Here is an 11,495-nt window from a genome sequence, read left to right on the forward strand (position 1 = left end):
GGATATGAATTGTAAAAAATGTCACCACACAAATGAGGCACACAGTAAAAATGAAAATAGTAGTTCCCTTATGAAAGCAGGGAAATGTCAAATTCCAACATGTACATGTCAACAATATTTAGATCCCATTCAAGAAATTGATGAGGATCTTTTGTAACGATTCATATATCAAAATAATTTCATAAAATCATGGACAAACACAAACCATCAGATGAAATGATTAAAGATTTAGATAATTTATTATCAAAATTAAACGCCATGGAAATTGTTGCATCTGATGATTTCCAAAAAAACTCTATCAAAGTTCAAAGGGCTTTGGTTGAAGGACAAATGCATTCAATAAATGAATTTCAACATTTGAAAAAAGCTATTGATTTGTTAACTTTGCAGTTATTTGATGTTCAAAATAAAATTAACAATTCATCCTAGTATCACTCAATCCACAACCTGTACATCTAAAAAGCGTAGATTTTTGGAGTAGTTTTTCTGGCTTCATTTCAGCACCACAACAGAGACAGACAATTTTTTCAGATTTTGTATTTACATCTTCAGATTTTCGTACTATGTAATCAGGTTTTGATTTTGGCATATCTGCAGAATTGCATAGTGGTTTGTAATGGGCAATTATCTTTTGAAATATAATTTTTCTACGTTCAGAATCAGATTCAAAGAGAGGCAAGATTGCCAAATATAGTGATTTTTCAGAGCCTGAATGATCAACCCAGCATTTGTATTGAGAATGTTGGAGAAAAAACGACTTGTCTTCTGTCTTTTCACAATCACCAACATATACAATATTGAATTTGTCTTTATCCCTAGAAAGAATTAGGTAAACCAATTTCTCCATCGGAGGCCCCCATTCTTCAAGAGGAATAGGTCCAAGAAATTCGTATTGTAAGATTTGAATGCTCAATGAAGATATTTTTGAGTACTTTCTTTTCAGCTTTTCCCAAAAAAATCCCTAATACCAATAATTTGATCGCAAAATCTCAGCTTGAAAAGATTAAATTCAAGAGTTATGGATTCACCGTAAATGAAAGACCCTCACAATTATGCTAAAGTGGGATATTCTATGATTGTGGTATCTGCTAGTTTAGCAGCAATAGCCATCATAGGTCTATTTATCGCAGATGATGTACTGTTAGCAGATAATTGGGCAAGAGACCATACGGCTCATTTTAACGAATGTAAAGCAAATGATTTTGTGGCAGAGGATTGTGTAAAATATAGAGAGAGAATCAACAATGAAGCATCAGGAATTTATGTAGACCCAGCAAAGTGGAAGTAATCTAATATCCATTTGTAAAATCTTCTAGCATATTTTGATTTTTAGTAAGACGATTCATAGCAAAAAATGCACCTCCTACAATTCCGGCTTGATAAAATGTATACAAGAAAACACCAGATGACGTAGGATCAGATTTTGTAAAACTCAATACAAGCATTGTAAAAAACACAAATGTTCCAACAAATGTAACTATTCTATTTACAATTCCAGTATTCATTCCAACGATTCTTTTGGTAGCTGCTGCCATCAAACCAATACTTGTGATTATTAGAAAAGTAGCTCCACCGTTTGCAGTAATGAAATTATTTATCCAAGGTAACAATCCATCATCCAATATTTCCATATCAGGCATTATACTACCGCCATTAATTGCAAAATTCACAGAACTGAACATCCCACCAATTACAAAAAAGAACAAGAATAGTTTTACAATTGATCTTTTGATTGGACTGCGAATCTCTGAAGGTTTTACCGCCCTTTCAGTGATTCTTATCCCATAAAGGAACCCTACAGCCATAGCAGGGAAAAACATGATGTTGATAAGAATTGGAGATTCTTTGTTAATTGTCTCAATTTGCGGGTGAAAAATTAGAAACAACAGAATGGCAAGAGATGCTGAGGATACAAATAGAATTAGCCCCATATGACTACGCACGCTTGACTCTTGTTGATAATCATCCCAATTAGACACATTACATGCTCAAAAGAAAATAATTAAAAACCAAATCGGAAAATCATTTGCTCAAATAATCAATTCTCTTTACCCTTTTTTAGTAGAATCAAGAAAAAAAGTCATGAAAGGCGGAAAAACTCTCATAATAATTGGAATTATAATTGGAATATTTGGTTTGATTTTTCATCTCCAAGGTCAATCTATAGTCGGGCCAGAAACATCTTTCATGTATGCAAACCCAGAATGGACAAGTTATGGTTTGCAGATAATTATTGTCGGAATATTAATTTCAGGTATTGGATTTACAATTCTCAAAAAAAATTAAGTTGTTACACGAAGAGTAATTGTACTTCGAATGTTTGGCAATTTTCTAATTTTAGATGTAATTATTTCGTTAATTTGAGAAGCAGAATCAGTTACAAATTCTGCCACAACATCATAACTCCCATAAGTAATTAGACAACTTTTCACTTCGGGAATTTTTTTTAATTGTGAATACAATGATTGCTCTTCTCCGATCTCACAACTAATCAGCATGTATGCTCTTTCCATCTAAATCATATTTTCTTAAAAAAACACCAACTTAAAGACATCTAAGAAATTATTCTTTCAAAACAGATCTCAAAATCCAGCAATCATTGGATCTTGAGGTTTCATTATCTCTCTTAACAAAATTGTTGCAAAAGATCCTCTAGATAATGAAAATTCTACTACATCACCATGTGCAGAATAATCTGAACATTGTATCGCAGCTTGTCTAAACCCACCCTCACTACTTGCTTCTTGCATCTCTTTAATGAAGAAATCTTTGGGAGAAATTTCTTCTTGTTGTAGAACTTTGGAAATTTGAAAATCAAATCGTGTTTTTTTATAATATGAATAACCAACAAATGGTAACGCTAAATTTTGATCCATTCCTTTAACATATTTTCCAATAATACCATGATTATCAAAGCAAACATCTCCTGTTTGTGCTTCAAAGAGATCCTCACCTTCTAAAAATGCAGCACTCAAAGATTGATTGAAAATAAAAGACTGGTAAGCCTGAATGTAAAATCGTCTTAATGAGACAGGGATTGCCCTAATGGCACGAATTGGTTCTCCATGTTCAATCATTTCCTTTAGAACAATTCTTTCAATATCCATTTGAATTGGAACCTGATCAAAATATTGCTGATAATTTGCCTTGTCAGATAATTTTTGACGGATTTCAGTATTTTCTTTAGAGTCATATGAAGAAGTAAAGGATAAAATCAAATCAACAGTTTTTACAAAATCTTGCTGTAAAATGGCCTTACCAATATGATGTGTGACTGGTCTTTTTGAGCCAAACCTCTGATATCCATAGAAATTAAGAATTTTTTCATATTCTGTAAAAGATTCTAATTTATTTTGACAATCAGATATTTTCAATTTAAAATGATTACCAACCATATCCTTTTTTGATAGCGGTTTTTTTACAAAACCCAAGTGCTCTAGAGAATATTTGTCACTTGAGAAATTCTCTATTGGTTTTCCCTTATTTCCAGAGCAAACAAATTGCTCTGTAACTGCGGATGCATCTTTTAATCCAAGGGATTTTAATCTAATTCCTTTTTGTCTAAAAATTCCAGATAGTGCATGATTGGTGTCAATTTTTTTCTTTTTTAATTTATACACAGCATATCCATGTTCATCACCAATTGATTTTTTAGATTTCTCAGAAATTAATTCACTAACTTGGAAATCTTCAGGTTCAACTCTAATCTTACCCCCAATGCCAGGAAATTTAGTACTGTAAACTAAAATCCCAATTTGAGAATCTAAGTCAGGTATCACTCTATTGTCACTGTGACATATTTGCTAATTGCAACATCAGATAATTGTGCACCTACTAGAACTTTGTATGTCCCAGGAATTGCATCGTCTGCAGTATTAATGATAAGTGAAATTGGACGAGGGGCATCTGAATCAAGTTGGAATGTTTTTGGCGCATCAATTAATTCGATATTCAAAAAATCATGTGTTGAAGATAAAATTAATGAAACGCCAAGTAGATCTTTTTGAGACAAAGAAGACACAACAAAGTCAATAGGTTTTGAATTTCCAGGGGTGGTGATTATAGAAGATGAAGATAATTGTATTTCCAATGGTAATGGAATAGAGGTGTCAACTACTCCAATATTGTTTTCTGCCCATTCAGTAAACCAAATTTTTTCACCATCAATAGTAAAATCAAAGATTTGAGCAACACCGCAATCAGCCAACATCATACCGGTTCCAGGGTCACAATCAGCCCAGTTTGGATTCTTTGAAGGAACATGATATTCAACAAGTGATTGAGATTTGGGATCCATTACAGAGATATTATTTGCAGTTTGTTCATTGAAGATGATTCTACCTTGGTTATCGGATTCAATCCAATAAGGTCTGGATATAGGCGTCTTTACAACGCCTGTCTGATTACCATATGTGCTCAACATAGGATCAGATGTCACATATTGTACGAAACTCTCAGTCATAGGATCGAAATTAAAGAACGATGATGATGTTGTATCAGCCATCCAAATTGTTCCATCATCTGCTGCTGCAATACCATTAGGAGTAAGAAGGGTTACAGGTAATCGGTATATTTCAATAAAGTCAATTAATGGAAGAAATTTTTCATTCGAAGTTGCAACAGCGTTAAGGTAACTATTTTGATCAAACTTTACTAAAACTCCTCCTTGCTGATACAACCAATTAGTATACCAGACATTATCATTTGCATCAACTGCAAAGTCTGCAGTTACAGAGTCATTGGTTGGAGATGGGATACTAAGATAATTTACTTCCTCACCGGATTGATTAGGATCTAAAAATGTGAGTTTGTTTCCAGTAAAATCATTTATTATTATTTGAGAACCATCAACTAGTAGTTTTTGAGGTAATGAATCCCCTTCAGACGGATAAGATAATCTATCATAGGTCTCATCAATAGTTGAGAATTTCCATATGGAATCATAAGATTCATCAGTGTACCATATAGAACCATCAGGTGCATAGTCCATTCCCCACATCATTGAGCGTCCACCTTGAGGCCACATTGGATTTTCATATTCAGTAAATGTTTTTGAGTTAGGATCAAACTTTGAAATTTTACCAGTATTAGTTTGAGCAAACCACACATTTCCATCATAATCAGTTATAATTGCAAGTGGATTTGTACATAAGGTTGGAATTGAATATTCTTGAACATAATTTGTAGACTGGGCATTACTTGAACCGCAAAATTGTGCACGTTGCTCATCTGGGAAATTATCAGCAGGAGTTCCAGTAACTGAAACTTCTGGAGAGTCAGTACCTGGATCAATTCCAGGCAATGTCAGCAATACAGTAGATGAAAGTAAAATGAATCCGAAAAATATGGTAACTATAACACCTTTTTTCTTCATATTAGAAAAAATATTGAGCCTTGTTATATCTTATTCCAAGTAATTGTTATAATAATTTCAGATCCCCTGTTATTTTATCAATCAAGTTTTCAGGAGCAGGACCAATTGAGATGCATGTTGTAGTGCCAGGAGCCAACTGAGTGTGGCCAGCATCAGACACTTCAGACCAAGGTAGATTCAAATCAATTGCATGGCGTTTTACCTCTTGCAATTCTTTAATTCCAGACACTTTGACTACCACTTTTTCTTGTCCACCCCACCATTTTTGATACCATTCAGGGTGAGATTTTCTAACATGTTCTGCACCAAGCACACATGCATGACCCACTTGGGCTGCAATTTTGCCTTTACCCATATCTAGATCAGTTCTAACTACAATTACCTGTTTGATGTCTCCCACAAGTAAGCTTGAAAATGGTAAAATGAAAGTCTTTTGAATTTGGATTAATCTGAATTACGTTTAGAGATCTTTGCTTAATTCAAGACGATTTACATCAGTCTTTTCTTCCTCAGTTGATTTCTCTGTGGTGTCATCAGTCTTTTCTTCCTCAGTTGATTTCTCTGTGGTGTCATCAGTCTTTTCTTCCTCAGTTGATTTCTCTGTGGTGTCGTCAGTTGATTTCTCTGTGGTGTCATCAGTTGATTTCTCTGTGGTGTCATCAGTTGATTTCTCTGTGGTGTCATCAGTTGATTTCTCTGTGGTGTCATCAGTTGATTTCTCTGTGGTGTCATCAGTCTTTTCTTCCTCAGTTGATTTCTCTGTGGTGTCATCAGTCTTTTCTTCCTCAGTTGATTTCTCTGTGGTGTCATCAGTCTTTTCTTCCTCAGTTGATTTCTCTGTGGTGTCGTCAGTCTTTTCTTCCTCAGTTGATTTCTCTGTGGTGTCGTCAGTTGATTTCTCTGTGGTGTCATCAGTTGATTTCTCTGTGGTGTCATCAGTTGATTTCTCTGTGGTGTCGTCAGTTGATTTCTCTGTGGTGTCGTCAGTTGATTTCTCTGTGGTGTCGTCAGTCTTTTCTTCCTCAGTTGATTTCTCTGTGGTGTCATCAGTCTTTTCTTCCTCAGTTGATTTCTCTGTGGTGTCGTCAGTCTTTTCTTTCCTCAGTTGATTTCTCTGTGGTGTCGTCAGTCTTTTCTTCCTCAGTTGATTTCTCTGTGGTGTCGTCAGTTGATTTCTCTGTGGTGTCGTCAGTTGATTTCTCTGTGGTGTCATCAGTCTTTTCTTCTACGACATCAATCATAGCGTCATTTACTACTTGAACGGTTCTGATTTGCTCCTCTGCTGGAAGTGCCAAGGAATCAGATACATTGTATGTTACTGTGTAGTTTCCAAGTATAGCAGTGTTTACTGCTGTAGAGTTTATCACAATAGAGCCGCTGATGTCTCCGTCCTCAAGGTCTGTTGCAGTGGCATTGAGTTCAGTGTAATCACCATCTAGTGTAATTATTTGTGGGTTTGTTCCATTTAGCACAATTACGGGTGCTGTGTTGACATCAATGATAACATCATTTTGAGATTTTAGATCTACATTTTCATCTTCAGTCTTTTCTTCTTCAGATGATTCTTCAGATGATTCTTCAGATGATTCTTCAGATGATTCTTCAGATGATTCTTCAGATGATTCTTCAGATGATTCTTCAGATGATTCTTCAGATGATTCTTCAGATGATTCTTCAGATGATTCTTCAGATGATTCTTCAGATGATTCTTCAGATGATTCTTCAGATGATTCTTCAGATGATTCTTCTACAAGATCATCAATTAATTCTGATTTAATTGCTGCAGTGGTAAATTCAGATATCTGAGAATCTAGACTATCTAAAATATTTAAAACAGCGACAATTGTCCATGCTTTTTCATAACTGTGAATTGCCTTGTCATATTTACCGTCATCCTCATAATCTAGACCTTTCTCAAAGTTATCAACTGCCTTTTGGATTAATTTTGTGAATTTTCCATCAGTGTTTGCTGCTTGGGCTTGAGATATTGCATTTTCTGCAAATGTCTTATCAATTAGAGTGATCTGATCAATTATTTCTTGAATAAAGTTTAGGAATGATTCAGACTCTTTGTCTTGTTTTATAATATTCATTAATCTCTTTACAGCTTTTTCTTCTTCATGGATTGAATGCTTTCCTTGTTTTGGATCTAGTGTATTTTCATCTATCCAGTATTTCTGATCAAGACTTTTCTTGACGTCCTGTACTGCCCTATCAATACGCTTAACAGTTTGTTGTGATTCAGCTGAGGATTTTAGATTCTTTAATTCATCAATTATTGCTTGTTTTTGTTGCTGAACTGTTTGAACAGAAGATACATCATTAATTCCAACACTAACTGTATCTGGATCAGATGAGGCACCTTCATCATCAGTTACAACTAGTGAGAAGACAAGTGTCTCACCTGGGGATTCTACTAAAGGTGCTGTGAATGTTGGGGAAGATGCAGTTACATCAGATAAGATAATTCCTGTGGGGGCAGTCCATGCATATGATATGATTGTTCCATCAGAGTCAGATGATCCCGTTGAAAGTAATGTGACAATTACACCTTCATCAGCTGGATTTGGTGTTGCGCTAGCCTTTGCTGTTGGAGGATTATTGGCACTTTCTTCAATTGTTATGTTTTTAGTTGATTCATTGTTGCTTGGGTTTGGATCACTCTCATCTGCTGAAACTGTTGCAGTGTTGGATATTACTCCAGACACTCCAGAATTAACTAGTGTGGTAATTGTGATGGTTTCATCTGATCCTGCAGGTAGTGAACTAAAGTCACATGTTACAGCATTACCGGACAATGTACATTCTGGTGATGGTGAAACACTTTGTCCTGTAACTTGTGATGGTAAGACATCAGAGACGATGACATTGGTTGCAGCGTCTGGTCCATTGTTATCAATTTCTAGTGTATAGTTAATGATTGATTGTTCAGATGGAATTTCGTATTCGATGTGTAGTAATGGAGCTTTGTTTGGATTAGTTTCATATGAGATAGCATCTCTGTCAGCACTTCCACTATCTTCTTCAACAATTATTGCAATAGAGTTTCCACTGTTCCAACCATTTCTGTCAACTACCTCTTGAATTAGTGCAGTAATGTCAGGAGTCTGTTGTGGTGCACCTGCAGTTCCTTCTCCAATCCAGTCAGGAATTATCCAGCTGACAGAAGCTGAAGTTGTAGGTCTAGAAGAGATATTCTCATCCTGGTTGGTAAAGGTTTGTGGATTATCAGAATCTTGGGCAAATATCTTTACTTTGGCATATCCTGTATCCTCATCATCTTCGGTTGTAAATTGTACATATGCATTGGTGATTGTTGCACCATCTGGAATTTCAATTCCATTGAATCTCATACCGACATATTCTTCTTCATTTAGATCAAGGTCGCTAGAGTTTAGTGATACATCTTCATCATCATCTTCTTCTGCATCATCAGTACCAGTTGCTACTCGAACATCAATTACTCCAGTAGTACCACCAGATGTGATTAATTCTCCAGACTTTACTATGGATACGTCAGCGTCATTTCCTAATGAAACTACGGTAATTGTAATTGTTTCAAAGTCATCTAGTGATGGTGTTCCATCATCAGTTACTCTTACTGTAACAGTAAATGTTCCAATAGTAGTTGGAGTCCATGAGAATTCTCCAGTAAGTGAATCAATTGTTGCACCTGGTGGGGCGCCTGCATCAAGTGAGAATGTTAGTGATTGAGGGGGCACTTCTGCATCAGTTGCAGTTGCAGTAAATGTCAATGTGGTAGACTCATCCACTGATTGATCACCAATTGGTGAAAGAACTGGAGTAGTGTTTAGAGTCACTACTGTGATAGTTTGGTCTGCACTGACAGAGTTGCCTGTTGCATCAGTTGCAGTCCATGTTCTAGTGATTACTTCGATGATGTTTCCAGTTCCTGGAACTGATACATCGCTAAATGTTACTGTTGGTGCTGGAAGTGCATTATCAGTTGCAGTTGCAAAGCCAGTGTTGGCAGGAGTTGTGTCTGCTGGGAATTCTAATGTTACATCAGCTGGGACTGTAAGAACTGGGTCTGTGGTATCTTGTATAATGTAAGTTCTAGTAACTGGTGCTGCTGCATTTCCTTGAGCATCAACTGAGTTGTAAGTGATGACGTAGGTTCCTGGTGTGCTAGTGTCAACTGAACCAGTTGTGGTGACAGTTGAACCATCATCAGTAGTGACTCCATCTAATAGATCTGGTGATGGTGAGCCAGCTTCTAGTGTAATGGTATCAGGTGTAACTGTGATGGTTGGTCCTACAGTATCTTGTACTGTGATAGTTTGGTCTGCACTGACAGAGTTGCCTGTTGCATCAGTTGCAGTCCATGTTCTAGTGATTACTTCGATGATGTTTCCAGTTCCTGGAACTGATACATCGCTAAATGTTACTGTTGGTGCTGGAAGTGCATTATCAGTTGCAGTTGCAAAGCCAGTGTTGGCAGGAGTTGTGTCTGCTGGGAATTCTAATGTTACATCAGCTGGGACTGTAAGAACTGGGTCTGTGGTATCTTGTATAATGTAAGTTCTAGTAACTGGTGCTGCTGCATTTCCTTGAGCATCAACTGAGTTGTAAGTGATGACGTAGGTTCCTGGTGTGCTAGTGTCAACTGAACCAGTTGTGGTGACAGTTGAACCATCATCAGTAGTGACTCCATCTAATAGATCTGGTGATGGTGAGCCAGCTTCTAGTGTAATGGTATCAGGTGTAACTGTGATGGTTGGTCCTACAGTATCTTGTACTGTGATAGTTTGGTCTGCACTGACAGAGTTGCCTGTTGCATCAGTTGCAGTCCATGTTCTAGTGATTACTTCGATGATGTTTCCAGTTCCTGGAACTGATACATCGCTAAATGTTACTGTTGGTGCTGGAAGTGCATTATCAGTTGCAGTTGCAAAGCCAGTGTTGGCAGGAGTTGTGTCTGCTGGGAATTCTAATGTTACATCAGCTGGGACTGTAAGAACTGGGTCTGTGGTATCTTGTATAATGTAAGTTCTAGTAACTGGTGCTGCTGCATTTCCTTGAGCATCAACTGAGTTGTAAGTGATGACGTAGGTTCCTGGTGTGCTAGTGTCAACTGAACCAGTTGTGGTGACAGTTGAACCATCATCAGTAGTGACTCCATCTAATAGATCTGGTGATGGTGAGCCAGCTTCTAGTGTAATGGTATCAGGTGTAACTGTGATGGTTGGTCCTACAGTATCTTGTACTGTGATAGTTTGGTCTGCACTGACAGAGTTGCCTGTTGCATCAGTTGCAGTCCATGTTCTAGTGATTACTTCGATGATGTTTCCAGTTCCTGGAACTGATACATCGCTAAATGTTACTGTTGGTGCTGGAAGTGCATTATCAGTTGCAGTTGCAAAGCCAGTGTTGGCAGGAGTTGTGTCTGCTGGGAATTCTAATGTTACATCAGCTGGGACTGTAAGAACTGGGTCTGTGGTATCTTGTATAATGTAAGTTCTAGTAACTGGTGCTGCTGCATTTCCTTGAGCATCAACTGAGTTGTAAGTGATGACGTAGGTTCCTGGTGTGCTAGTGTCAACTGAACCAGTTGTGGTGACAGTTGAACCATCATCAGTAGTGACTCCATCTAATAGATCTGGTGATGGTGAGCCAGCTTCTAGTGTAATGGTATCAGGTGTAACTGTGATGGTTGGTCCTACAGTATCTTGTACTGTGATAGTTTGGTCTGCACTGACAGAGTTGCCTGTTGCATCAGTTGCAGTCCATGTTCTAGTGATTACTTCGATGATGTTTCCAGTTCCTGGAACTGATACATCGCTAAATGTTACTGTTGGTGCTGGAAGTGCATTATCAGTTGCAGTTGCAAAGCCAGTGTTGGCAGGAGTTGTGTCTGCTGGGAATTCTAATGTTACATCAGCTGGGACTGTAAGAACTGGGTCTGTGGTATCTTGTATAATGTAAGTTCTAGTAACTGGTGCTGCTGCATTTCCTTGAGCATCAACTGAGTTGTAAGTGATGACGTAGGTTCCTGGTGTGCTAGTGTCAACTGAACCAGTTGTGGTGACAGTTGAACCATCATCAGTAGTGACTCCATCTAATAGATCTGGTGATGGTGAGCCAGCTTCTAGTGTAATGG

The 11,495-nt window shown here is 37.2% G+C and carries 16 protein-coding genes and 2 pseudogenes; 9 read left to right on the top strand and 9 right to left on the bottom strand.

Translation table 11 applies throughout. The annotated features are described in order from the left end of the window. Nucleotides 1-4: 4 nt before the first annotated feature. Together C5F49_RS06785 and C5F49_RS06790 are read left to right on the top strand one after the other, a co-directional pair. Nucleotides 5-157: a hypothetical protein gene (locus tag C5F49_RS06785; protein WP_179362246.1), complete on the top strand. Its 153-nt coding sequence runs from the start codon at nucleotides 5-7 to the stop codon at nucleotides 155-157. Between the two features lie 32 nt (nucleotides 158-189). Further along, a complete protein-coding gene (locus tag C5F49_RS06790) occupies nucleotides 190-429 on the top strand; it encodes a hypothetical protein (RefSeq protein ID WP_179362247.1) in 240 nt (79 codons plus the stop codon). On the opposite strand, the gene C5F49_RS06795 is transcribed toward C5F49_RS06790, so the two are convergent. Further along, a complete protein-coding gene (locus C5F49_RS06795; protein ID WP_179362248.1) occupies nucleotides 413-913 on the bottom strand; it encodes a hypothetical protein in 501 nt (166 codons plus the stop codon). The two genes, C5F49_RS06790 and C5F49_RS06795, sit on opposite strands and share 17 nt — an antisense overlap. A 120-nt stretch (nucleotides 914-1,033) precedes the next feature. Between C5F49_RS06795 and C5F49_RS06800 the strand changes: the two genes are divergently transcribed. After that, the gene (locus C5F49_RS06800; RefSeq protein ID WP_179362249.1) at nucleotides 1,034-1,288 is read left to right on the top strand and encodes a hypothetical protein; all 255 of its coding nucleotides are present in this window, start codon (nucleotides 1,034-1,036) and stop codon (nucleotides 1,286-1,288) included. A gap of 1 nt (nucleotide 1,289) precedes the next feature. Here the strand turns inward: C5F49_RS06800 and C5F49_RS06805 are convergent, their stop codons facing one another. Next, nucleotides 1,290-1,979 carry a hypothetical protein gene (locus tag C5F49_RS06805; protein ID WP_246275310.1) on the bottom strand — a complete coding sequence of 230 codons (690 nt, stop codon included), beginning with the start codon at nucleotides 1,977-1,979 and terminating at the stop codon, nucleotides 1,290-1,292. A gap of 103 nt (nucleotides 1,980-2,082) precedes the next feature. On the opposite strand from C5F49_RS06805, the gene C5F49_RS06810 reads away from it, so the two are divergent. After that, the gene (locus C5F49_RS06810) at nucleotides 2,083-2,286 is read left to right on the top strand and encodes a hypothetical protein (RefSeq protein ID WP_179362250.1); all 204 of its coding nucleotides are present in this window, start codon (nucleotides 2,083-2,085) and stop codon (nucleotides 2,284-2,286) included. Here the strand turns inward: C5F49_RS06810 and C5F49_RS06815 are convergent. From C5F49_RS06815 to C5F49_RS06835, 6 genes and pseudogenes are all read right to left on the bottom strand, one after another. Then, a complete protein-coding gene (locus tag C5F49_RS06815; protein ID WP_179362251.1) occupies nucleotides 2,283-2,513 on the bottom strand; it encodes an Lrp/AsnC ligand binding domain-containing protein in 231 nt (76 codons plus the stop codon). The two genes, C5F49_RS06810 and C5F49_RS06815, sit on opposite strands and share 4 nt — an antisense overlap. Before the next feature lie 69 nt (nucleotides 2,514-2,582). Beyond that, on the bottom strand, nucleotides 2,583-3,779 hold the full coding sequence (truD, locus tag C5F49_RS06820; protein ID WP_179362252.1) for a tRNA pseudouridine(13) synthase TruD: 1,197 nt from the start codon (nucleotides 3,777-3,779) through the stop codon (nucleotides 2,583-2,585). Then, complete coding sequence (locus C5F49_RS06825) at nucleotides 3,776-5,374, bottom strand: Vgb family protein (RefSeq protein ID WP_179362253.1); 1,599 nt, start codon at nucleotides 5,372-5,374, stop codon at nucleotides 3,776-3,778. The genes truD and C5F49_RS06825 overlap by 4 nt, the downstream gene beginning before the upstream one ends. A 46-nt stretch (nucleotides 5,375-5,420) precedes the next feature. Continuing rightward, nucleotides 5,421-5,774 (bottom strand): peptidyl-tRNA hydrolase Pth2, encoded by a 354-nt coding sequence (gene pth2, locus C5F49_RS06830; protein ID WP_179362254.1) that lies wholly within the window; start codon nucleotides 5,772-5,774, stop codon nucleotides 5,421-5,423. Between the two features lie 60 nt (nucleotides 5,775-5,834). Further along, complete coding sequence (locus C5F49_RS09745; RefSeq protein WP_281361110.1) at nucleotides 5,835-6,587, bottom strand: midas domain-containing protein; 753 nt, start codon at nucleotides 6,585-6,587, stop codon at nucleotides 5,835-5,837. Between the two features lie 52 nt (nucleotides 6,588-6,639). Continuing rightward, a pseudogene (locus C5F49_RS06835) lies at nucleotides 6,640-9,195 on the bottom strand (immunoglobulin-like domain-containing protein); the annotation flags it as partial. Between C5F49_RS06835 and C5F49_RS06840 the strand changes: the two are divergent. From C5F49_RS06840 to C5F49_RS06860, 5 genes are all read left to right on the top strand, one after another. Then, entirely contained in the window at nucleotides 9,182-9,448 is a 267-nt protein-coding gene (locus C5F49_RS06840; protein ID WP_179362256.1) for a hypothetical protein, read from the top strand. The pseudogene C5F49_RS06835 and the gene C5F49_RS06840 sit on opposite strands and share 14 nt — an antisense overlap. Before the next feature lie 78 nt (nucleotides 9,449-9,526). Further along, complete coding sequence (locus C5F49_RS09615; protein ID WP_179362257.1) at nucleotides 9,527-9,916, top strand: hypothetical protein; 390 nt, start codon at nucleotides 9,527-9,529, stop codon at nucleotides 9,914-9,916. A gap of 78 nt (nucleotides 9,917-9,994) precedes the next feature. Continuing rightward, nucleotides 9,995-10,384, top strand: a complete 390-nt coding sequence (locus C5F49_RS06850; RefSeq protein ID WP_179362257.1) for a hypothetical protein — start codon at nucleotides 9,995-9,997, stop codon at nucleotides 10,382-10,384. Nucleotides 10,385-10,462: 78 nt separating this feature from the next. After that, entirely contained in the window at nucleotides 10,463-10,852 is a 390-nt protein-coding gene (locus tag C5F49_RS09620; RefSeq protein WP_179362257.1) for a hypothetical protein, read from the top strand. Nucleotides 10,853-10,930: 78 nt separating this feature from the next. Then, nucleotides 10,931-11,320 carry a hypothetical protein gene (locus C5F49_RS06860; RefSeq protein ID WP_179362257.1) on the top strand — a complete coding sequence of 130 codons (390 nt, stop codon included), beginning with the start codon at nucleotides 10,931-10,933 and terminating at the stop codon, nucleotides 11,318-11,320. An 11-nt stretch (nucleotides 11,321-11,331) separates the two neighbouring features. Here C5F49_RS06860 and C5F49_RS09800 read toward each other — a convergent pair. Then, nucleotides 11,332-11,493 (bottom strand): annotated as a pseudogene (locus C5F49_RS09800) (immunoglobulin-like domain-containing protein); the annotation flags it as partial. Nucleotides 11,494-11,495 lie beyond the last annotated feature (2 nt).

This window comes from Nitrosopumilus oxyclinae (genome assembly GCF_013407165.1).
GTDB classification, from domain to species: Archaea; Thermoproteota; Nitrososphaeria; order Nitrososphaerales; family Nitrosopumilaceae; genus Nitrosopumilus; species Nitrosopumilus oxyclinae.